This is a genomic window from Limimaricola cinnabarinus (genome assembly GCF_002723615.1).
Classification (GTDB): Bacteria; Pseudomonadota; Alphaproteobacteria; order Rhodobacterales; family Rhodobacteraceae; genus Limimaricola; species Limimaricola cinnabarinus_B.
Genome location: NZ_KZ304975.1, coordinates 1 through 22,167, shown reverse-complemented (window position 1 = coordinate 22,167; position 22,167 = coordinate 1). Strand labels below are relative to the sequence as shown.

The 22,167-nt window shown below is 68.0% G+C and carries 20 protein-coding genes and 1 pseudogene; 9 read left to right on the top strand and 12 right to left on the bottom strand.

What is annotated here, in order from left to right:
• Positions 1–123: 123 nt before the first annotated feature.
• From CJ301_RS16115 to CJ301_RS16090, 6 genes are all read right to left on the bottom strand, one after another.
• Entirely contained in the window at positions 124–2,127 is a 2,004-nt protein-coding gene (locus tag CJ301_RS16115; RefSeq protein ID WP_099278392.1) for a TRAP transporter permease, read from the bottom strand.
• Positions 2,124–2,615 (bottom strand): DUF1850 domain-containing protein, encoded by a 492-nt coding sequence (locus CJ301_RS16110; protein WP_254050178.1) that lies wholly within the window; start codon positions 2,613–2,615, stop codon positions 2,124–2,126. The genes CJ301_RS16115 and CJ301_RS16110 overlap by 4 nt, the downstream gene beginning before the upstream one ends.
• Positions 2,612–3,571, bottom strand: coding sequence for a TAXI family TRAP transporter solute-binding subunit (locus CJ301_RS16105; RefSeq protein ID WP_099278391.1), 960 nt, complete (start codon positions 3,569–3,571; stop codon positions 2,612–2,614). Before CJ301_RS16105 ends, CJ301_RS16110 begins: the two co-directional genes overlap by 4 nt.
• Positions 3,572–3,799: 228 nt before the next feature.
• Positions 3,800–4,090, bottom strand: a complete 291-nt coding sequence (gene rpmB / locus CJ301_RS16100; RefSeq protein WP_099278390.1) for a 50S ribosomal protein L28 — start codon at positions 4,088–4,090, stop codon at positions 3,800–3,802.
• A 103-nt stretch (positions 4,091–4,193) separates the two neighbouring features.
• On the bottom strand, positions 4,194–5,198 hold the full coding sequence (gene meaB / locus CJ301_RS16095) for a methylmalonyl Co-A mutase-associated GTPase MeaB (RefSeq protein ID WP_162620580.1): 1,005 nt from the start codon (positions 5,196–5,198) through the stop codon (positions 4,194–4,196).
• 46 nt (positions 5,199–5,244) lie between these two features.
• Positions 5,245–5,541 (bottom strand): arginine transporter, encoded by a 297-nt coding sequence (locus CJ301_RS16090; protein WP_099278388.1) that lies wholly within the window; start codon positions 5,539–5,541, stop codon positions 5,245–5,247.
• A 207-nt stretch (positions 5,542–5,748) separates the two neighbouring features.
• On the opposite strand from CJ301_RS16090, the gene lepA reads away from it, so the two are divergent.
• Positions 5,749–7,548 carry a translation elongation factor 4 gene (gene lepA, locus CJ301_RS16085; RefSeq protein ID WP_099278402.1) on the top strand — a complete coding sequence of 600 codons (1,800 nt, stop codon included), beginning with the start codon at positions 5,749–5,751 and terminating at the stop codon, positions 7,546–7,548.
• A 47-nt stretch (positions 7,549–7,595) separates the two neighbouring features.
• Here lepA and CJ301_RS18840 read toward each other — a convergent pair whose 3' ends face one another.
• Entirely contained in the window at positions 7,596–8,582 is a 987-nt protein-coding gene (locus tag CJ301_RS18840; RefSeq protein ID WP_162620578.1) for a hypothetical protein, read from the bottom strand.
• A 57-nt stretch (positions 8,583–8,639) separates the two neighbouring features.
• Complete coding sequence (locus CJ301_RS16080) at positions 8,640–9,389, bottom strand: alpha/beta fold hydrolase (protein ID WP_099278387.1); 750 nt, start codon at positions 9,387–9,389, stop codon at positions 8,640–8,642.
• A gap of 84 nt (positions 9,390–9,473) precedes the next feature.
• Here CJ301_RS16080 and CJ301_RS16075 point away from each other — a divergent pair, with 84 nt between their 5' ends.
• A complete protein-coding gene (locus CJ301_RS16075) occupies positions 9,474–9,848 on the top strand; it encodes a hypothetical protein (RefSeq protein WP_099278386.1) in 375 nt (124 codons plus the stop codon).
• A gap of 16 nt (positions 9,849–9,864) precedes the next feature.
• On the opposite strand, the gene glyA is transcribed toward CJ301_RS16075, so the two are convergent.
• Positions 9,865–11,160 (bottom strand): serine hydroxymethyltransferase, encoded by a 1,296-nt coding sequence (gene glyA / locus CJ301_RS16070; protein ID WP_099278385.1) that lies wholly within the window; start codon positions 11,158–11,160, stop codon positions 9,865–9,867.
• 167 nt (positions 11,161–11,327) lie between these two features.
• Here glyA and CJ301_RS16065 point away from each other — a divergent pair, with 167 nt between their 5' ends.
• A complete protein-coding gene (locus tag CJ301_RS16065) occupies positions 11,328–12,092 on the top strand; it encodes an NAD kinase (protein WP_099278384.1) in 765 nt (254 codons plus the stop codon).
• A gap of 7 nt (positions 12,093–12,099) precedes the next feature.
• Here CJ301_RS16065 and CJ301_RS16060 read toward each other — a convergent pair whose 3' ends face one another.
• From CJ301_RS16060 to CJ301_RS16050, 3 genes are all read right to left on the bottom strand, one after another.
• A complete protein-coding gene (locus CJ301_RS16060; protein WP_099278383.1) occupies positions 12,100–14,007 on the bottom strand; it encodes an AMP-binding protein in 1,908 nt (635 codons plus the stop codon).
• A gap of 190 nt (positions 14,008–14,197) precedes the next feature.
• Positions 14,198–16,498, bottom strand: a complete 2,301-nt coding sequence (locus tag CJ301_RS16055; RefSeq protein WP_099278382.1) for an NADP-dependent malic enzyme — start codon at positions 16,496–16,498, stop codon at positions 14,198–14,200.
• Between the two features lie 65 nt (positions 16,499–16,563).
• Positions 16,564–16,764: a DUF3072 domain-containing protein gene (locus CJ301_RS16050; protein WP_099278381.1), complete on the bottom strand. Its 201-nt coding sequence runs from the start codon at positions 16,762–16,764 to the stop codon at positions 16,564–16,566.
• A gap of 131 nt (positions 16,765–16,895) precedes the next feature.
• Between CJ301_RS16050 and CJ301_RS16045 the strand changes: the two genes are divergently transcribed.
• The 6 genes and pseudogenes from CJ301_RS16045 to CJ301_RS16020 all read left to right on the top strand — a co-directional run.
• A complete protein-coding gene (locus CJ301_RS16045; RefSeq protein ID WP_099278380.1) occupies positions 16,896–17,288 on the top strand; it encodes a cytidine deaminase in 393 nt (130 codons plus the stop codon).
• Positions 17,288–18,592, top strand: coding sequence for a thymidine phosphorylase (locus tag CJ301_RS16040; protein WP_099278379.1), 1,305 nt, complete (start codon positions 17,288–17,290; stop codon positions 18,590–18,592). Before CJ301_RS16045 ends, CJ301_RS16040 begins: the two co-directional genes overlap by 1 nt.
• A complete protein-coding gene (locus tag CJ301_RS16035; RefSeq protein WP_099278378.1) occupies positions 18,589–19,797 on the top strand; it encodes a phosphopentomutase in 1,209 nt (402 codons plus the stop codon). The genes CJ301_RS16040 and CJ301_RS16035 overlap by 4 nt, the downstream gene beginning before the upstream one ends.
• Positions 19,794–20,780 (top strand): adenosine deaminase, encoded by a 987-nt coding sequence (locus CJ301_RS16030; RefSeq protein ID WP_099278377.1) that lies wholly within the window; start codon positions 19,794–19,796, stop codon positions 20,778–20,780. Before CJ301_RS16035 ends, CJ301_RS16030 begins: the two co-directional genes overlap by 4 nt.
• The gene (gene upp / locus CJ301_RS16025; RefSeq protein ID WP_099278376.1) at positions 20,777–21,418 is read left to right on the top strand and encodes a uracil phosphoribosyltransferase; all 642 of its coding nucleotides are present in this window, start codon (positions 20,777–20,779) and stop codon (positions 21,416–21,418) included. The genes CJ301_RS16030 and upp overlap by 4 nt, the downstream gene beginning before the upstream one ends.
• A 63-nt stretch (positions 21,419–21,481) precedes the next feature.
• Positions 21,482–22,167: pseudogene (locus CJ301_RS16020) on the top strand (hypothetical protein); the annotation flags it as partial.

Here is a 22,167-nt window from a genome sequence, read left to right as displayed (position 1 = left end):
GGCCGGGCAGGGGCGCTGCCGGGGCCTTTGATTGCTGCTTGTCTCGCCGCCTGTCGACCCCGTGCGGCGGGGACTGTCAAGCCGCCTGCCCCGGCGGTGCGCGCCGCCGGGGCAGGCGGCGGCTCAGCCCGCCGCCACCGCGCTCCCTCGCCGCGCCGCCGCCGCGTTCAGCCCGAGCAGCAGCACGATCACCGCGGCACCGACGGCCTCGACCGGCAGCGCCGGCCAGAACACCGCCACCACGCCCATGGCGGCCAGCACCCGGGCCCAGAGCGGCATCGGCGCGAAGAGATACCCCTCCAGCACCGCCGCGAAGGCGGTCAGCGCGAGGATCGCGATCAGCCCGTTCCACAGCACCAAGGGCACCGGCCCGCCGGTGATGATCGGCTCGTTGAACACCATGAAGAGCGGCACGAGGTAGAGCCCCTTGGCGAATTTCCACGCCTGCACCGAGGTCTCCATCGGCGGGGCATTGGCGATCGCCGCCCCCGCGAAGCCCGCCAGAGCGATCGGTGGCGTGACGTTGGAATCCTGGCTCCACCAGAACACCACGAGGTGGGCTACCAGCAACGGAATGCCGAATTCCTCGGTCAGCGCCGGGCCGATCAGGATGATCAGCACGATATAGGCCGCCGTCACAGGCAGCCCCATGCCGAGGATCAGGCTGGCGATCACCACGAGGACCAGCGCCAGGAGCATGTTGCCGCCCGAAAAGGCGATCATCATGGCCGAGAACTTGAGCCCCAGCCCGGTCAGGCCGACCACGCCGACGATGATGCCCGCAAGCGCGCAGGCCACCGAGACGGCCACCGCGTTGCGCGCGCCAAGCTCCAGCGCCTCGCCGAGCTTGGCAAGGCCGAGCCGCGCCAGCGCCACGCCGCCCGCCATGGTCGGGCCGCTTCGCGCGAAGGTGTAGAGCGCCCGCAGCACCGCCGAGGCCACCACCGCGAGGATGGCGTAATAGCCCACCCGCATCGGCGAATAGCCCGCGACCAAAAGCCAGACCAGCACCCCGAGCGGCAACAGGAAATGCCAGCCCTCGGCCAGCACCGTGCGGACGCGCGGCAGCTCCTCGCGCGGCAGGCCCTCAAGGCCGCGTTTCACGGCGGCGATGTGCACCAGGAGGTAGACCGTGCCGAAATAGAGAAAGGCCGGAAAGATCGAGACCAGCACGATGTCGATATAGGGCGTGCGGGTGAATTCGCTGATCAGGAAGGCACCGGCGCCCATCAGGGGCGGCATGATCTGCCCGCCGGTCGAGGCCGCGGCCTCGATGCCGCCGGCCTGCGCCGGGCGGTAGCCGAGCTTCTTCATCAGCGGGATGGTGAAGGCGCCTGTGGTGACGACGTTGGCGATGGCGCTGCCCGAGATCGATCCCATGCCGGCCGAGGCGATCACCGCCGCCTTGGCCGGGCCGCCGCGCTGGCGCCCCGTCGTGGCATAGGCGAGATCGATGAAGAACTTGCCCGCGCCGGTCACCTCGAGAAAGGCGCCGAACAGCACGAAGATGAAGATGAAGGTCGCCGCGACCCCGAGCGGGATGCCGTAGATGCCCTCGGCCCCGAGCGTCAGCTGGCTCGCCAGCCGGTCGAGCGAATAGCCGCGATGGTTGAGGATGCCGGGCATCCAATCGGCGAAGAAGGGCAGCTCGCCGCGATTGCCGGCGAAGGCATAGACGACGAAGACCGCGCCGATCACGGTGATCGTCGGTCCGATGGCGCGGCGCGAGGCTTCGAGCACCAGTAGCGCGGTGATCACCCCCACCACCACGTCCTGCGTGCGCGGGAAGATGGCGTTGGCGATGGCGTCGATGTTCGACGGCACCCAGAAGCCCACAAGCACGCCGCCGAGGATCAGCACCCCGTCGATCGCCCAGCCGAGCGCGCCGCGCGGCCGGTTGCGGGTGACCGGGTAGATCAGGAAGCACAATACCAGGATGAAGCCGAGATGGATCGGGCGCTGGAAGAACAGCCCCAAGGGCTGCACCCCGGCGGCATAGAGCTGGAACAGCGACAGCGCGATGCCGATCACCGCGATGGCGCGCAGCGCGAGCTTTGGTTGTTCGGGCGCGAATTCGGGCGGCGGCGCGGACGCGGCGGTGGCGGGCCGCTCCTCCGGTGGGGTCATGTGGCGGGCTCCAATGCGATGCGGATGCGGGCGCGGGCGGCGCGTTCGGACAGCGAGACGGTGGCACCGCCCGCGCTCAGGCGGTGGTCGACGGCCATGGAACCGGCGCGCAGAACGTAAGCGTCGCCCGGCACCGGCTCCTCGATGCCGGTGATCCAGTAGCCGCCGTCACCATCCGAGGCCTGTCTGCCGCGGCCGGGGATATGCCCCAGACCGGCGGCGAAATCGGGTTGGTGCGAGCGCATCAGCACCATGCGCCCGCCCCGGTTCTCGTAGCAGTCGGCGACCTCGAAGCCCTGCACCGAATGGCGCCAGAGCACGCACCATTCGCCGCCCTCCGGCACCGGAAGGCGCGCGATCTCGGTGCCGTCGGACAGGGTCGCGGTCAGCGCGGCGGCCGCGCCGCCGGGGCGGGCCGGCTCGGCCATGCCCGGGCTGGCGGTCAGCAGGAGGGACAGCGCCCCTCCCGCCATGATGCGGTGCTTCACGGGCGCAGATCGTCGGGGATCTCGGCGCCGGCTTCCTCGAAATAGCGCAGCGCGCCCGGATGCAGCGGCACCGGGGTCGCGTTCATGGTGAACTCCACCGTGGTCTCGTTGGCCGCCGGGTGCACGGCCTGCAGATCGGCGATGTTCTCGTACATGGCCTTGGTGATCTGGTAGACCGTCTCCTCGTCGGCCTCCGACGAGACCACCAGCACGTTCGGCACGCCGATGGTGGAGACATCCTCGTCGATGCCCTCATAGGTGCCGCCCGCGAGCGAGAGCGCGGCAAAGGTCTGGTCGGCTTCGGTCGCCGCCGCGACCTGCTCCTCGGTGAGCGAGATCATCCGCACGTCCTGCGTGGTCGCGAGGTTGAGGATCGAGGAGGTCGGCGCGCCGACGCTCCAGAAGCCGGCGTCGATGTCGCCATTGGCGAGCGCGTCGGCGGTCTCGTTGAAGTTCAACCGCTGCGCCTCGAAATCGTCGAAGGACATGCCGTTGGCTTCGAGCAGGGTCCGCGCATTGACCTCGGTGCCCGAGCCCGGCGCGCCGACCGAGACGCGCTTGCCGGCGAGATCCTCGATCGAGGAGATGCCCGAATCCGCCGGGGTCACGATCTGCACCATGTTGGCGTAAAGCGAGCCCACGGCGCGGATCATCGACAGCTCCTGGCCTTCGAAGCGGCCGGTGCCGGAATAGGCCTGCTGCACCGTGTCGGCGAGGCCGATGGCGAGGTCGGCGTCGCCGGTGGCGATCAGTCCCATGTTCTCGACCGAGGCGCCGGTGACCTCGGCGGTGGCGCTCATGCCTTCGACATGGTTGTTGATGACCTCGGCAAGCCCGCCGCCCATGGGGTAGTAGACGCCGCCGGTGCCGCCGGTCGCGATCGAAAGCTGCGACTGCGCGGCGGCGGACCCGGCCGCCAGAACGGCGGTCGCGGCGAAAGCTAGGATGTGACGCATGGTTTCCTCCCTGTCATGCTTGGCGTCGAGCCTATCGGGAGATGTCCGCTTTTCAATGGGGTATCGTCGGGCATGGCGCCACGTCCGGTCCCGCGCGACAGGCGGCGCCGGGGCTCGGGGGAGGGGCGTGGCGCCGTGCGTATTTGGGGAAAGATGAACGAGGGCGCGCGAAAAGGCCCGGCGCCTCGCAAGAGGGCCGGGCCTTCGGATTCGCGATCCGGGAAGGGATCAGGCGTTGGCCGCAGCGGCCTTCGCGAGCTCTTTCTTGACCTTCAGCGCGGCGTCCGAGAGATCCTCGGCCTTCGCCTTGGCGAGGAAGGCGTCGAGCCCGCCACGGTGATCGACCGAGCGCAGCGCATGCGAGGAGACGCGGAACTTGAAGCCGCGGCCCAGCGTGTCCGACAGCAGCGTCACATCCTGCAGGTTGGGCAGGAAGCGGCGGCGGGTCTTGTTGTTGGCGTGGCTGACATTGTTGCCAGTCATCGGGCCTTTTCCGGTCAGTTCGCAACGGCGCGACATGGTCTCATCCTTCGTGTCTCGGGGCCTGGCAGTCACCCGCGCCCGAAAGGCACGGGATACGGCGTCGGCAACGGGGCCGGGCCATGAATTCGGTCAGGGGGCCTTACGGGGATTCCGCGGCCCCGTCAAGCGCCCGCATCAGCGGATCGAGCGCTTCGCGCGCCGCCGCCCCCGGCGCGGCGTGGCCCGCCTCGACCCGTGCGCGCAGCTCGTCGAGCCGGGCGGCAAGGGCGCGGTCCGAGCTCAGCAGCGCTTCGATGCCGGCGCGCAGCTCGTCCTCGAACCATTGCCCCGCCTGCGCCGCGCGCCGCCGCGCCGTCACGCCGCTTTCGCGCCGCCATGCGGCCAGCCGCTCGACCTCGGCCCAGGCCTCCGAAAGCCCGTCGCCGGTCAGCGCCGATATGGTCCGCGCCGCCGGGATGCCCTCGGGGTCGGTGTCGCGCGCCCGCATCAAGCGCAGCGCGCCCGCGTAATCGGCCCGCGTGCGCAGCGCCTGCGCCGCGAGATCGCCATCGGCCTTGTTGACCAGCACGAGATCGGCGATCTCCATGATCCCGCGCTTGACGCCCTGCAGCTCGTCGCCCCCCGCGGGCGCGAGCAGCAGAAGGAACACGTCCGTCATGCGCGAGACCAGCGTTTCGGATTGCCCGACGCCCACCGTCTCGACGATCACCACGTCGAAGCCCGCCGCCTCGCACAGCATCATTGCCTCGCGGGTGCGCCGGGCCACGCCGCCGAGCTGCGCCGCGGCGGGGGAGGGGCGGATGAAGGCGCGCGCCTCGCGGCTCAGCCGCTCCATCCGCGTCTTGTCGCCAAGGATCGAGCCGCCCGAGCGGCTCGATGAGGGATCGACCGCCAGCACCGCCACGCGGTGCCCCGCGCCCGTGAGCCGCAGGCCCAGCGCCTCGATCACGCTCGACTTGCCCACCCCCGGCGTGCCCGACAGCCCGACCCGGAGCGCCATGCGCGACGGATCGGCGAGGCGGTCGAGCAGCGCTTCGGCCGCCGCGCGGTGATCGGCGCGGGTGCTTTCGACCAGCGTGATGCCGCGCGCCAGCGCCCGGCGTTCGCCCGCCGCGATCCGCGCGGCCAGATCCTCGATATCGATGCTCATGGCCCCGAGTTGTCGCCGGGCGCGCGCACTCTGTCCAGCCTCAGCGGCAGACCGCCTCGGCGCGCTCCGCAAAGGCCTTGTAGCGGCGCCAGAAGGCGGCCGTGCCGTCGCCCTGCCGCGTGTCCTGCGCCTTTTGCGGATCCTTGAAGAATTTCGCCGCGCGGCGCTGCTCGCGGCCCGAAAGCGTGGCATCCGCCGCGCCCTGCACGCAAGAACACAGCGCCTGGTTGGCGCCGGGCCGTCCGCCCGCCTCGCAGGCGCGGCTGATCGGCCCCGAAGGTCCGCCGCCGCAGGCCGCCAATGTCAGTAGTGCCAAGAGGCCGATCTTGATGCGCATGCCCATATCCCCGTCTGAACCCGCCCGGGTTGACCCGGGTCGCGGTGCTGCTCTGCCACGCGCCAAGATGCCGCACTCGGGCGGCGCGTGCAATTCGACCCGGCGCGCCTCCGCAGAACGCCTGCCTCACGATGGCGTGAGCGCCCGCCCGCTCCCCGCCCGCGCCGCCCCATTGACCGAAAGCCCGAAGCCCTGCATATGCGGGCCATGACCGAGCTTTCGCACATCCGCAACTTCTCCATCGTGGCGCATATCGACCACGGTAAATCGACGCTTGCCGACCGGCTGATCCAGTCGACCGGAACGGTGCAGGACCGCGAGATGAAGGCCCAGCTGCTCGACAGCATGGACATCGAGCGCGAGCGCGGCATCACCATCAAGGCGCAGACCGTCAGGATCGAGTACAAGGCGCTCAATGGCGAGACCTATGTGCTCAACCTGATCGACACGCCCGGCCATGTCGATTTCGCCTATGAGGTCTCCCGCTCCATGCGCGCGGTCGAAGGCTCGCTTCTGGTCGTCGATTCGACCCAAGGGGTCGAGGCGCAGACGCTCGCCAACGTCTACCACGCGCTCGACGCCGATCACGAGATCGTCCCCGTGCTCAACAAGATCGACCTGCCGGCCTCCGAGCCCGACCGGATCAAGGAGCAGATCGAGGACGTGATCGGCATCGACGCCTCCGAGGCGATGCTGGTGTCGGCCAAGACCGGCGAGGGCATCCGCGAGACGCTCGAGGCCATCGTCCACCGCCTGCCCGCGCCCAAGGGCGAGCGCGACGCGCCCTTGAAGGCAATGCTGGTCGACTCGTGGTACGACCTCTATCTCGGCGTGGTCGTCCTCGTGCGGATCATGGACGGCGTCCTCAAGAAGGGCGACCGCGTCCGCTTCATGCAGAACGACACGGTCCACCAGGTCGACCGGATCGGCGTGTTCCGGCCCGGCATGCTGCCCGTCGAGGAGCTGGGGCCGGGCGAAATCGGCTTTCTCACCGCCTCGATCAAGCAGGTGCGCGACACCAAGGTCGGCGACACCATCACCCACGAAAAGAAGGGCACCGACGCGCCGCTGCCGGGCTTTGCCCCTTCGGTCCCGGTGGTGTTCTGCGGGCTTTTCCCGGTCGATTCGGCCGAATTCGAGGATCTGCGCAACGCGATCGAGAAGCTCGCCCTGAACGACGCCTCCTTCTCCTACGAGATGGAAACCTCCGCCGCACTCGGCTTCGGCTTCCGCTGCGGTTTCCTCGGGCTCTTGCATCTCGAAGTCATCCGCGACCGGATCGACCGCGAATACAATATCGACCTGATCACCACGGCTCCTTCCGTCGTCTACAACGTCCACATGAAGGACGGCGAGATGATCGAGCTGCACAACCCCGCCGACATGCCCGACATGACCCTCGTCAGCCACATCGAGGAGCCGCGGATCAAGGCGACGATCATGGTCCCCGACGACTATCTCGGCGACGTGCTCAAGCTCTGCCAGGACCGGCGCGGCATCCAGCAGGAGCTGACCTATGCGGGCACGCGGCCCCTCGTGGTCTATGACCTGCCGCTCAACGAAGTGGTGTTCGATTTCTACGACCGGCTGAAATCGGTGACCAAGGGCTATGCCAGCTTCGACTACCAGATCACCGGCTACCGGCAGGACAACCTCGTGAAGATGTCGATCCTCGTCAATGACGAGCCGGTCGACGCGCTGTCGATGATGGTGCACCGCGACCGGGCCGAGATGCGGGGCCGGGCGATGGTCGAGAAGCTCAAGGACCTGATCCCCCGCCACATGTTCAAGATCCCGATCCAGGCCGCGATCGGCGGCAAGGTCATCGCCCGCGAGACGCTCTCGGCGATGCGCAAGGACGTGACGGCCAAGTGCTATGGCGGCGACGCCACCCGCAAGCGCAAGCTGCTGGACAAGCAGAAGGCGGGTAAAAAGAAGATGCGCCAGTTCGGCAAGGTGGACATTCCGCAGGAAGCGTTCATCTCTGCGTTGAAGATGGATAGCTAGTATCATCTTCATAATGGCCATTTTGAATCTTTAATCCGATTTTGGGATTAGTAGTTTTTGATTGGTGTGAAGCTGAAATGACTTCCGATTTCATTGTAGGCGCGATCAATTGCGACTACTAAGTCCGAAAGTGTAGTTTGGGTTTTCTTATCGAAAAGGCGCATATTCATATGTCCTGCGTGAACAAACGCATTTCTGCCCTCAATAAGATCTTCTATCGAGTCGTATAAGGTCGTTTTCCTTCCATTGTAAGGCTTTCGCATCGCGGAGGCTAGGTCGAGCTTCGGATCTATTAGCCTAAAGTTCTCGCCAATTATGCTTGGCCGTTGGAAGGAGAAGCATTCAGATATTGCGCGCTCTATCTGCTTTTCTGCTGCGATCTGCTCCAGCTGAGCGTGGCTAAGACGCGCTCTTTTTAATACGATCTCTCGCTTATCAGCGTAGCGAAGGACAGCGGCAAATGTTGCCCTAAAATATTCTTCCCAAACTGCAATAATATACGGAATGAGAAGGTTGTTTGATAGCAGTCTTGGGTTCATGGAGTCCAGAAACGGAATTGGGTTTGGGCCGTCTAGAGCTATATTACCTTCCAATATTCTTGATCCCAAGTAAACATGAGCTTTTCCTAAGGCATTGTGGAATCTCCAGCGAGCTAGATAACAACCTGAGGATAAGGGAGAAGGAGGAGGGAAATCTGGCCGATAATAACGTCCTTTGCCGGCATCCGTCTCGAAAGTACCGCCGAATAGATCCTTGAGTACCCTTATGGTTTTGTTTTGGTGTGTTAAGTCCCAGTAGCTTCTGGAAACAGTGGATCGGGTATGCAATTCTAAGGGCTGAGCCGATTTATAGATGCTAAGCTCTACGCCGCTCCAAGATTTGTACTCTGAGCTTTCATACCAAACATAGCTACCCACCATATCATCTGTTTTGACCCAGCTAGGCACGGACTTGTAGCCAAGAAGCTCAACAACTTCCTTGATGCGCTTGAGGCTAGTGCCTGCCGGAAAATAGTTTATTGACTCATAGCTCATTTTTCGCGCGCCTGCTTAAGAGCAGCTCATGTAGATATTCCATTCTGCAGAGAAGCTTCAGTTCTCAATGAAACGAGTTACCGCCGCCTCGACCTCGCGCGGCTTTTCGGCGTGCAGCCAATGCCCCGCGCCCGCGATTTCCTCGAAGCGGGCCTGCGCGAACAGCGCCTCGATCGCCGCGTGGTGCTCCGGCGTGACATAGGATGAGTTCGCCCCCGACAAGAACAGCGCCGGGCCGTCGAAGCGGCCCGAAACCTCCGGGAAGCCGAGGATCGTCTCCATGTCGCGCTCCAGCACGTCGAGGTTCAGCTTCCAGCGCTTTTCCTGCAAGTCGAGCGATTGCAGGAAGAACGCCGCCGTCGCGGCCTCCAGATCGCCCATCATCTCCGCCGCCTCGGAGCGGCTGGCGATCTTCTCCAGATCGACCTGCTTCATCTTGCGGATATTGTCGATCTGGTCGTGGCCATAGGCGACGGGCGCGATATCGGCGACGATCAGGCGGCGGATGAGCGCGGGCCGGGTCAGGGCGAGGACCATCGACGCCTTGCCGCCCATGGAATGGCCCAGCACGTCCGCCGTGCCGTGATGCTCCAGCACCTCGGCCAGATCCTCGGCCATGCCGAAATAATCATGGCTCTCGGTCCAGTGGCTGTCGCCGTGGTTGCGCATGTCGACCGAGATCACCTGCCGGTCGGTGCCGATGCGGCGCGCGATCACGCCCCAGTTGCGGGCCGAGCCGAACAGGCCATGGACGATCAGGAGGGGCGGGCGGTCGGAGGGCTCTCCGGTGAGGATGGTATTGAGCATGGGGGAGTTGTAGCGCCTGCGCCCGATGACGCCAGCCCCCTTGCTGCCCATTGAGTGCCGGGGCCGGGGGCGCTAACAAAAGGGATGGACCGCACCACGATAACCGGCTGGACGCGCGAGATTTCCCGGCTTCTGTCCGACAGGGCAGGGGTGGAGGGGCGCAGTCTCGGCGACCGCCTCGACCACGCCGCCCCCGTCCTGCCGCCCGAGATCCTGTCGCGGGCGCGGTTTCTCGCCGCCGCCGAGGCGGTGGCGCGGATGCCCGGCCGGGCCGAGGGGATCGACATGGAGCGGGTCGAGACGGCCTATGTCACCGTGCAGAGCTGGCTCATGGCCGAGGAGCCGGGCGAGCTGCGCCAGGCACTGCGCCGGGCCGTCTGGATCAGGCGCGCGCGCGCCATCGCCACCATCCTCATCGCCGCGCTGATCGCGGGCGTGCTGTGGCGCGAGGTGCTGTGACCCCGCGCCAAGCTCTTCAGAGCGAAGGGTAGAGCGGGAAGCGCTTGCACAGCTCTTCGACTTCGCCGCGCACCTTGGCCTCGACCTCCGCATTGCCCTCGGGCCCGTTCTTGGCCAGCCCCTCGGTCACCTCGACGATCCAGTCGGCGATCTGCCGGAACTCGGCCTCGCCGAAGCCGCGCGTCGTGCCCGCGGGGGAGCCGAGGCGGATGCCCGAGGTGATGGCGGGCTTTTCCGGGTCGAACGGGATGCCGTTCTTGTTGCAGGTGATGTTGGCGCGGCCCAGCGCGTCCTCGGTCGCGTTACCCTTCACCCCCTTGGGGCGCAGATCCACCAGCATCAAATGGCTGTCGGTGCCGCCCGTCACGATGTCGAGCCCGCCCTTCATCAGCTGGTCGGCCAGCGCCTGCGCGTTCTTCACCACCTGCTCCTGGTAGGTCTTGAACTCGGGGCGCAGCGCCTCGCCGAAGGCCACGGCCTTGCCGGCGATGACATGCATGAGCGGGCCGCCCTGGATGCCGGGGAAGATCGCGGAGTTGACCTTCTTGGCGATGGTCTCGTCATTGGTCAGGATCATGCCGCCGCGCGGGCCGCGCAGGGTCTTGTGCGTCGTCGTGGTGGCGACATGCGCATGCGGGAAGGGCGAGGGGTAGATGCCCGCGGCCACCAGCCCCGCGAAATGCGCCATGTCGACGAGAAGATAGGCCCCGACGCTGTCGGCGATCTCGCGCATCCGGGCGAAGTCGATGATCCGCGGAATGGCCGAGCCGCCGGCGATGATCATCTTGGGGCTATGCTCGGTGGCGAGGGCCTGGATCTGGTCGTAGTCGATCTGCTGGTCCTGCTGGCGCACGCCGTATTGCACCGCGTTGAACCACTTGCCCGACTGGTTGGGCTTGGCGCCATGGGTCAGGTGGCCACCCGCATCGAGGCTCATGCCGAGGATGGTGTCGCCCGGCTGCAGGAGCGCCTGGAACACGCCCTGGTTCGCCTGTGAGCCGGAATTGGGCTGCACATTGGCAAAGCCGCAGGAGAAGAGCTCCTTGGCGCGGGAGATGGCGAGGTTCTCGGCCACGTCGGCGAATTCGCAGCCGCCGTAATAGCGCCGGCCCGGATAGCCTTCGGCGTATTTGTTGGTGAGCACCGAGCCCTGCGCCTCGAGCACGGCGGCCGAGACGATGTTCTCGCTGGCGATCAGCTCGATCTCGTGGCGCTGGCGGCCGAGCTCGTCGGTGATCGCCTGCGCGATCTCGGGGTCGCGGCTGGCCAGCGTTTCGGTGAAGAAGCCGTCGTCGCGGGTGGATGCGTTCATCTCGGACACCTCGTGAGGGGTTGCGTCGCGGCTCTCTTAACCCAGCGACAAGGGGGCCAAAAGCCCCGAAACCGCCCTCCCGCGCCCCATGCCCGGCGAAAGCTCTCGGCTTGCCTTTCGCCGGGCGCTGGCCGACAAGTTTCGCACAGCTTCCGGGGGAGACGAATTTGGGCACCGACCGCATCGCCTTTCTGGCCAGCGAAACCACCGTCGCGCAGGACACGCGCGCCCGGCTCGCGGCGCGCTACGGGGATCATCCGCTCGACGAGGCCGAGATCGTCGTGGCGCTGGGCGGCGACGGCTTCATGCTGCAGACGCTGCACGGCACCGAGGCGCTCGACCTGCCGGTCTACGGGATGAACCGCGGCACGGTGGGCTTCTTGATGAACGCCTTTTCCGAGGACGACCTGCCCGAGCGGCTCGCCGCCGCCGAGGAGGCGATCATCAACCCGCTCGCCATGACCGCCGAGACCGCCTCGGGCGAGGTGCATCGCGGGCTGGGGATCAACGAGGTGAGCCTGCTGCGCGCAGGCCCGCAGGCCGCCAAGCTCAAGGTGATCGTCGACGGGCGGGTGCGGCTCGAGGAGCTGGTCTGCGACGGCGCGCTTCTGGCCACGCCGGCGGGGTCGACCGCCTACAATTATTCGGCCTACGGGCCGATCCTGCCGATCGGGGCGGATGTGCTGGCGCTCACCGCCATCGCGCCCTTCCGGCCCCGGCGCTGGCGCGGCGCGCTTTTGCCCACCGGGGCCACCGTGCGCTTCGAGGTGCTGGAGGCCGAGAAGCGCCCGGTGATGGCCGATGCCGACAGCCGGCTGGTGCGCGACGTGCGCGCGGTCGAGATCCGCTCGGAGCCGCGGGTGCGGCACCGCATCCTGTTCGATCCCGGCCACGGGCTCGAAGAGCGGCTGATCCGCGAGCAGTTCGCCTGAGCGCGGCTCAGCTTGCCGCCTCGCGGCGCACCCCGTAGCCCAGATGCGCCATCGCCGCGCGCAGCTCGTCGAGAATGGCCGGATCGTCGATCGTCGCGGGAATGGCGACATCCTCGCCATCCGCGATCCCGGCCATGGTCGCGCGCAGGATCTTGCCCGAGCGCGTCTTGGGCAGCCGCTCCACCACCAGCGCCAGCTTGAACGCCGCCACCGGGCCGACCCGCTCGCGCACCAGATCCACCGCCTCGCGCGCGATCTCCTCGGCCGGGCGGGCGCAGTTGCGGTTGAGGCACAAGAACCCCATCGGCAGCTGGCCCTTGAGCGGGTCGGAAACGCCGATCACCGCGCATTCGGCCACGTCGGGGTGATCGGCCAGCACCTCTTCCATGCCACCGGTCGAAAGCCGGTGCCCGGCCACGTTGATCACGTCGTCGGTCCGCGCGAGGATCGAGACATAGCCGTCCTCGTCGATCATCCCGGCATCGCCCGAGGCGTAGTAGCCCGGATAGGCCGAAAGGTAGCTGCGCCGGAAGCGGTCCTCGTCGCCCCAGATGCCCGAGAGCGTGCCGGGCGGCAAAGGCAGCTTGATCGCCACCGCGCCGAGGCTGCCGCGCGGCACCTCGCGGCCCGCCTCGTCGAGGATATGCACCTCGTAGCCCGGCATCGGCACGGTCGAGGAGCCGTCCTTGACCGGCAGCGCCTCGATCCCCACCGGGTTGCCCGCGATGGTGTAGCCGGTCTCGGTCTGCCACCAGTGGTCATAGACCGGCACGCCCGTCACATCGCGCGCCCAGGCCACCGTGTCCGGGTCGGCCCGTTCGCCGGCGAGGTAGATCGCGCGCAGGCCCGAGATGTCGTGATCGCGCGCCATGCGCCCCTCGGGGTCCTCGCGCTTGATCGCGCGCAGCGCGGTCGGCGCGGTGAACAGGGTGCGCACCTTGTTGCGCGCGATCACCCGCCAGAAGGCGCCCGCATCGGGCGTGCCCACCGGCTTGCCCTCGTAGATCAGCGTGGTGTTGCCGTGCAGCAATGGCCCGTAGCAGATATAGCTGTGGCCCACGACCCAGCCCACATCCGAGGCCGCCCAGAACACCTCGCCGGGGTCGGTGTTGTAGATGTTCTTCATGGTCCAGTGCAGCGCCACGAGATGCCCGGCCGTCGGGCGCACCACGCCCTTGGGCTTGCCGGTCGTGCCCGAGGTGTAGAGGATATAGGCCGGGTGGTTGGCCTCGACGGGGAGGCAATCGACGGGCTCGGCCTCTTCCTGGAAGTCGTGCCATTCGAAATCGCGGCCATGCTCGATCTCGGCCATCGCCTGCGGGCGCTGCAGGATCACGCAGAACTCCGGCTTGTGATCGGCCTCGCGCAGCGCGGCTTCGAGCAGCGGCTTGTAGGCGACGACGCGGTTGGGCTCGATCCCGCAGGAGCCCGCGAGGATCGCCTTGGGGCGGCAATCATCGATGCGCACCGCAAGCTCGCGCGCGGCAAAGCCGCCGAAGACGACGCAGTGGATCGCGCCGATCCGGGCACAGGCCAGCATCGCCTCCACCGCCTCGGGGATCATCGGCATGTAGATGACGACGCGGTCGCCCTTGCCCACGCCGCGCGCCTTCAGCGCGCCGGCGAGCCGGGCGACGCGGCCCAGGAGGTCCCCATAGGTGATCTCCTGCCGGCTTTCGGTGACCGGGCTGTCATGGATGATGGCGACGTCATGCGCGCGGCCCTCGGCCACGTGGCGGTCGAGCGCGTTGTAACAGCCATTGACCATGCCGTCCGGGTACCATTGCGGCACCGGATCGGCCTCTTCCGTCAGGGCCCGTGTGGGAAAACGGTGCCAGTCGATGGCCCGCGCCGCTTGCAACCAGAAGCCCTCGCGGTCCGAGCGCCAGCTTTCATAGACGTCCGCGTATGTCATGACAGTCCTCCCTCGGGCGAAATCCTACGCCCGCCCAAGGGGTTCGGGCAAGTGCCGCCCGAAGGGCCGCCGCAGCGTTCCGGGCTGGCGGGGGATTTGCGTATTTGAAGAAAGATGAACGGGGGAGGGCGCGCCTCCTTTCCCCCCGGGTGGGCGGGAAAGCCGGGTGGGCGGGAAAGGAGGCGGCGCTTCAGCCGTAATGCGCCACGGGCGTTCCGGCGATGGCCGACATGTTGAGCAGCCCGCGCGCGGTGATCGAGGGCGTCACGATATGGGCGCGGTTGCCCATGCCCATCAGGATCGGCCCGACTTCGAGCCCCGCGCCCTTCATCTTGAGGATGTTGCGCACGCCCGAGGCCGCGTCGGTATTGGCGAAGACGAGGCAGTTGGCCGCCCCGTCGAGCCGCGCGCGGGGAAAGATCCGCTCGCGCAAGGCCGGATCGAGCGCGGCATCGACATGCATCTCGCCCTCATAGGCGAAATCGCGGGGCTCGGAATCGAGGATCTCCAGCGCCGCGCGCATCCGCCGCCCCGTGCCGATGTCGAGATTGCCGAATTGCGAATGCGAACACAGCGCGATCTGCGGCGTGATGCCGAAGCGGCGGATATGGCGCGCGCAGCCTTTCACCGTCTCGGCGATCTGTTCGGGGCTCGGCTCGGCATGGACCTGCGTGTCGGCCACGAAGAGCGGGCCGTCTTCGAGGATCATCAGCGACAGCGCGCCCACCGGGTGCAGATCGGGCGTGCCGAGCACCTGCTCGATATAGTTGAGATGCCACAGATATTGGCCGAAGGTGCCGCAGATCAGGCTGTCGGCCTCGCCGCGATGCACCATCACCGCGCCGATCGCGGTGGTGTTGGTGCGCATGATCGCCTTGGCGAGGTCGGGGGTGACCCCCTTGCGCGCCATGATCTCGTGATAGGTGCCCCAGTAGTCGCGGTAGCGCGGGTCGTTCTCGGGGTTCACGATCTCAAAGTCGATGCCGGGGCGGATGGTCAGCCCCGCGCGCTCGCAGCGGGTTTCGATCACCTCCGGCCGGCCGATCAGGATCGGCGTGTCGGTGGTCTCCTCGATCATCGCATGCGCCGCGCGCAGCACGCGCTCCTCCTCGCCCTCGGCAAAGACGATCCGGCGCTCGGCCGAATGCGCCGCTTCGAAGACCGGCCGCATCAGCAGCGCCGATTTGAACACCGAGCTGTCGAGCCGCGTCTTGTAGGCCTCCATGTCCGCGATCGGGCGGGCGGCGACGCCGGTCTCCATCGCCGCGCGGGCCACGGCGGAGGCGACCACGCCCATCAGCCGCGGGTCGAAGGGCTTGGGGATCAGGTAATCGGGGCCGAAGCTCAGCTGCTCGCCGCTATAGGCCGCCGCCGCCTCGGCGCTCGTCGTGGCGCGCGCCAATGCCGCGATGCCCTCGATGCAGGCGATCTTCATCTCGTCGTTGATCGTGGTGGCGCCGACGTCGAGCGCGCCGCGGAAGATGAAGGGGAAGCACAGGACGTTGTTGACCTGGTTGGGGAAATCCGAGCGCCCGGTGGCGATGATCGCGCCGGGGGCCACCTCGCGGGCGAGGTCGGGCATGATCTCGGGCGTGGGGTTCGCGAGCGCGAAGATGATCGGCCGCTCGGCCATCTTCTCCACCATCTCGGGCTTGAGCACGCCGGGACCGGAGAGGCCGAGGAACAGATCGGCACCGTCGATCACCTCCGAGAGGCTGCGCGCGCCGCCGGGCTGGGCATAGGCGGCCTTTTGCGGCGTCATGTCCTCGGTCCGGCCCTCATGGACGAGACCGGCAAGGTCGCACAGATAGACGTTCTCGCGCCGCACCCCGAGCTTCAGAAGCATGTCGAGGCAGGCGATGCCCGCCGCCCCGCCGCCCGTCGAGACGACCTTGATGTCGGAAAAGCTCTTGCCCGCCACGCGCAGCGCGTTGGTGGCGGCGGCGCCGACGACGATGGCGGTGCCGTGCTGGTCGTCGTGAAAGACGGGGATGTTCATCCGCTCGCGACAGATCTTCTCGACGATGAAGCAGTCGGGCGCCTTGATGTCCTCGAGATTGATCGCGCCGAAGGTCGGCTCCAGCGCGCAGACGATCTCGGCCAGCTTCTCGGGGTCCTTTTCCTCGAGCTCGATGTCGAAGCAGTCGATATCGGCGAATTTCTTGAAGAGCACCGCCTTGCCCTCCATCACCGGCTTGGAGGCCAGCGCGCCGATATTGCCCAGGCCCAGAACGGCGGTGCCATTGGTGACGACGGCGACGAGATTGCCGCGCGAGGTGTAGTCGCGCGCGGTGTCGGGGTCGGACTTGATTTCGAGACAGGCCTCGGCCACGCCGGGCGAATAGGCGCGCGAAAGGTCGCGGCCATTGGCCAGCGGCTTGGTCGCGCGGATCTCCAGCTTGCCCGGCTTGGGCAGCCGGTGATAGTCGAGCGCGGCCCTGCGCAGGCTGTCAGGGCCTGTGCGGCTGGTGTCATCGGTGCTGTCGGCCATCGCCTCGTCTCTCCCCTCATCGGAATGGTTCAGTGTTAAACCTTTCCCGAGGGGCTGTGAAAGCCCTATCGCGCCCCGGCGCGATCCTGCAGCACCCTGATCCGCTCATCAGCCTGCGCCTCGGTCAGCGAGGTGTCGAATTCCTCGCCCGTCTTCTCGCACAGGTCGCGCAGCAGCACCGCCTGCTTGGGGTTCATCGGGGCGTCCGGGTCGTCCGGCGTGCGGGCCTCGGTCTCGGGCAGCACGGATTTGGTCGGCTCGATCATCGCGTGGCTCCTCGGTTTGGAACGACAAGGGGGAAACCCGGGCCTCTGGGCAGGGGTTCCGCGAGGACGGACTTGCATCGAAAGGGGGCGCGCGACACTGTTTTCGGCAAACCACCCGGAGGAGGCCCCCGATGTCGCTGGTCGATGATGCGCGCCGCGTGCGCGAGAACGCTTACGCGCCCTATTCCAACTTCAAGGTCGGCGCCGCGATCCGCGCCGCCTCGGGCGAGGTCTATCTCGGCGTCAATGTCGAGAACGTGGCCTATCCCGAAGGCACCTGCGCCGAGGCCGGGGCGATCGCCGCGATGTGCGCCGCCGGAGACGCCGAGATCGCCGAGGTCGCGGTGATCGCCGACAGCCCGGTGCCGGTCTCGCCTTGCGGCGGCTGCCGCCAGAAGCTCGCCGAGTTCGGCCGCGGCGAGGTGAAGGTCACGCTGGCCACCACCGACGGCACCACCCGCGAGACGACGCTGGGCGATCTGCTGCCCGGTGCCTTCGACCAGGCGCAGATGGAGCGCGCCTGATGGAGGCACGCCGTCTCATCGCCGCCCTGCGGCGCGGCGAGACCCTGCCGCCCGAGGAGATCCGCGCCTTCGCGCAAGGGCTGGCCGATGGCAGCGTCTCGGACGCCCAAGCCGGGGCCTTTGCCATGGCCGTCTGCCTGCGGGGGCTGGGAGAGGCGGGCCGCGTCGCGCTGACCACCGGCATGCGCGACAGCGGCGACAGACTGGCATGGGATCTGCCGGGGCCCGTGCTCGACAAGCACTCCACCGGCGGGGTGGGCGATTGCGTCTCCCTGCTGCTCGCGCCCGCGCTCGCGGCCTGCGGCGTCCATGTCCCGATGATCTCGGGGCGGGGCCTGGGCCATACCGGCGGCACGCTCGACAAGCTCGAGGCCGTGCCGGGGCTGTCGACGCAAGCCGACGAGGCGAAGCTGCGCGAAATCACCCGGGATGTCGGCTGCGCCATCGTCGGCGCGACGGGCCGCATCGCCCCCGCCGACAAGCGGCTCTACGCGGTGCGCGACGTGACCGGCACGGTCGATCATGTCGACCTCATCACCGCCTCGATCCTGTCCAAGAAGCTCGCCGCCGGGCTCGACGGTCTCGTGCTCGACGTGAAGGTCGGCTCTGGCGCCTTCATGAAGTCCGAAGACGAGGCGCGCGAACTGGCAGGGGCGCTGGTGGCGACGGCCAATGGCGCGGGCTGTGCGACGGCGGCGTTCCTCACGGATATGGATCAGCCGCTCGCGCCCGCGCTCGGCAACGCCACCGAGATGGCGGTGATCATGGAACTGCTCGGCGGCGACAGGCGCGCGGCGCCGAGGCTGCACGATCTCACCGTGGCGCTGGGCGGGCGGCTCATGGCGCTGGCGGGCGGCGCGGAGGGGGAGGGCGAGGAGAAGATCGCCCATGCCATCGCCTCGGGTGCCGCGATGGAGCGGTTCGCGAAGATGCTGCACGGCCTTGGCGGTCCGGCGGATATGGCGGAGAACTGGCAGGCGCATCTGCCGAAGGCGCCGGTGATCCGCGAGGTGACGGCGCGCGAGGCGGGGCATCTTTCGGCCATCGACGGCGAGGCGTTGGGCCATGCGGTCGTGGGCCTGGGCGGCGGGCGCAAGGTCGAGACCGACCGGATCGACCCGGCGGTGGGCCTGTCGGAGGTGGCGCGGCTCGGCGCGAAGCTTTCCCCCGGCGATCTTCTGGCGCGCATCCATGCCGCGACCGAGGCCGAGGCCGAAAGGGCGGAGGCCGCGCTGCGGAGCGCGGTGACGATCGGCGAAGCGCCGCAACTCAATGATCTCGTGAGAGAAAGGGTGGACCCATGACGCGCGTATTCCTTCTTGTGATGGACAGCGCCGGGATCGGCGGCGCGCCCGATGCCGACGCGTTCTTCAACGGCGACGTGCCCGATACCGGCTCGAACACGTTGGGCCACATTGCCAAGGCCTGCGCCGCGGGCGAGGCCGATGAGGGCCGCTCGGGGCCCCTGCGCCTGCCCACGCTCGACGCGATGGGGCTGGGCCGCGCAATCGCGCTGGCCTCCGGCTTCGATGCGCCGGGCCTCGGCGCAAAGCCCACGGGCGCCTGGGGTGCGGCGACCGAGGTTTCGATGGGCAAGGACACGCCTTCGGGGCATTGGGAGCTCGCGGGCGTGCCGGTGCCGTGGGAGTGGCACTATTTCCCCAAGGAAACCCCCGCCTTCCCGACCGAGGTGACCCGCGCGCTGATGCAGGCGGCGGGCACCGACGGCATTCTCGGCAATCGTCATGCCAGCGGCACCGTGGTGATCGACGAGGAAGGCCCCGAACACATGCGCACGGGCTGGCCGATCTGCTACACCAGCGTCGACAGCGTGCTGCAGATCGCCGCGCATGAGGAGCGCTTCGGGCTCGACCGGCTCCTCGAGATGTGCCGCGAGGTCGCGCCGATGCTGCACGACATGAAGGTGGGCCGCGTCATCGCCCGGCCTTTCGTGGGCGACGAGCCGTCGGGCTTCACCCGCACCTCCAACCGCCGCGACTTTGCCATCGCGGCACCGGGGCGCACCCTGCTCGACAGTGCGAAGCGCGCGGGGCGCGACGTGCACGCGGTCGGCAAGATCGGCGACATCTTCTCGATGCGCGGCATCACCGATCTGCGCAAGGGGCCGGACGAGACGCTGATGGAGCACCTGTCGGACCTCGTGGACGAGGCCGCCGAGGGCGCGCTGGTCTTCGCCAATTTCGTGGAGTTCGACACCAATTTCGGCCACCGCCGCGACGTGGCGGGCTATGCGCGCCATCTCGAATGGTTCGACGCCGCCCTCGGAACTGTCCTGCCGCGGCTGCGCGAGGGGGATCTGGTGATCGTCACCGCCGATCACGGCAACGACCCGAGCTTCGCCGGTACCGACCACACGCGCGAACGGGTGCCGGTGCTGTGCCACGGCCTCGGCGCGCGCGAGCTGGGCCTGATGGGGTTCAAGGATGTGGGCGCGCTGGCGGCCCGGCATCTCGACATTCCCGCCCCCGACCCGGAGGCCGCGCCATGAGCTACAGCTCCCTGCCCAAGGTCGAGCTGCACCTGCATCTCGAAGGGGCGGCGCCGCCCGCCTTCATCGCCAGCCTCGCGCGCGAGAAGTCGATCGACATCGACCGCATCTTCGACGGGCAGGGCGGCTATGTGCGCGGCGATTTCGACTGGTTCCTCAAGGCCTATGACGCGGCCTGCACCGTGCTGCAGCGCCCCGAGGATTTCCGCCGCCTGATGCTCGCCGTGCTGGAGCAGAGCGCCGAGCAGGGCGTGGTCTATACCGAGTTCTTCCTGTCGCCCGATTTCTGCGGCGGCGGCGATCTGAGCGCCTGGCGCGATTATCTCGACGCGATGGTCGCGGCTTCGGATGAGGCCGAGCGCAGCTTCGGCATCGCCTCGCGCGGGATCGTCACCTGCCTGCGCCATCTCGGCCCCGAGGCGGCCAAGCCCGTCGCCCGCTGCGCCGCCGAGACGGCGGGGCGTTTCGTCACCGGCTTCGGCCTTGCCGGTGCGGAGATGATGCATCGGCCCGGCGATTTCGCATGGGCCTATGACGCGGCGCGCGAGGCCGGGCTGGGGCTCACCGCCCATGCGGGCGAATGGGGCGGGCCGGACATGGTGCGCGAGACCGTGGATCACTTGGGCTGCACGCGCATCGGCCACGGCATCAACGCCGTCTCGGACCACGCGCTGTGCGACCACCTGATCGAAAAGGGCGTGACGCTCGAGGTCTGCCCGGTGTCGAACCTCGTGCTCGGCGCGGTGAAGGACTGGAAGAGCCACCCGATCGAGGAGCTGCGCGCGCGCGGGCTGCGCGTCACCGTCTCGACCGACGATCCGCCATGGTTCGGCACGAGCATGACGCATGAATACGAGATGCTGGAGCGGTATTTCGGATGGGAAGAGGAGCGGCTGCGCCAATCGAACCGCATTGCCGCCGAGGCGGCTTTCTGCGACGAGGACACACGCGCGCAGATCCTGCAGAAACTGGAGGCGGCATGAGCCACACCGACCAACATTTGACCGTCGTCACGCATCCGCTGGTGCAGCACAAGCTGACCCTGATGCGCAAATCCGACACCTCGACCGCGAGCTTTCGCCAGCTTCTGCGCGAGATCAGCCTGCTTCTGGCCTATGAGGTCACCCGCGACCTGCCGATGACTACGACCCGCATCGACACGCCGATGCAGCCGATGGACGCCCCCGCGATCGAGGGCAAGAAGCTGGCGCTGATCTCGATCCTGCGCGCGGGCAACGGCCTGCTCGACGGCATCCTCGAACTGATCCCCTCGGCCCGGGTCGGCTTCGTCGGCCTCTACCGCGACCCCGAAACGCTCCAGCCGGTGGAGTATTACTTCAAGGTGCCCAAGGGCCTCGACGCGCGGCTGACCATCGCCGTGGACCCGATGCTCGCCACCGGCAATTCCTCGGTCGCCGCGATCGACATGCTCAAGAAGGCGGGCGCGAAGGACATCCTCTTTTTGTGCCTGCTCGCCTCGCCCGAGGGCGTGGCGCGGATGAAGGAGGCGCATCCCGACGTGCCGATCGTCACCGCCGCGCTCGACGAGAAGCTCGACGATCACGGCTATATCGTCCCCGGACTGGGGGATGCGGGTGACAGGATGTTCGGCACGAAGTAGCGCAATCTTTACAGCTTCGTGGCACTACGCCATGCTCCGGGAAAACTCCGAGGGCAGGGGCAGATGATCAGGACAGTACTCACCGCTTCGGCGCTTGCGCTCGCCGTGGCGGGTCCGGGCGCGGCGCAGGGCAGCATTCCGGCGGAATTCCCGCCCGAAAGCTACAGCGCCAACCAGTATGTCGACAGCGAGGGCTGCGCCTTCATCCGCGCCGGCATCGGCGGCATGACCAACTGGATCCCGCGCATGAACCGCGCGCGCGAGCCGCTTTGCGGCTTTCAGCCGAGCCGCACCGCCGCCGCCCCGGCGCTGCCGGTGGTCGCCGATCCCGCGCCCGAGCGCCGCGCCGAAGCCGCGCCCGAACGTTCCGCGCCTGCGCCTGCCCGCCGCACCGCTGCTGCTGCCGCGCCCGCTTCGCCGCAGGTGCGCGCGCCCGAGCCCGCCCGCGCCGCCGCCCCGGCAAAGCTGACGCGCGCCGCCTTCTGCGCCAATCGCAGCGGACCGCAGCCCGGCTATGTCAGCAGCGCGACGGGCGAGACCATCATCTGCGGTGATGCCGGAGCGAACGCGCCTGCGACCGCCGCCGCCCCCGGCGCCCCGCTGCGCGGGGCCTACAGCCTCGCCGCGGTCTGCGCCGACATGGCCGCCACGGGGCGGCGCTATGTGCTGCAAGAGAGCGGCGCGCCGGTGACCTGCGGGCCGCAGCGGGCGACCGCGCCGCAGCCGGGCACGCAGCTTGCCGCGATGCG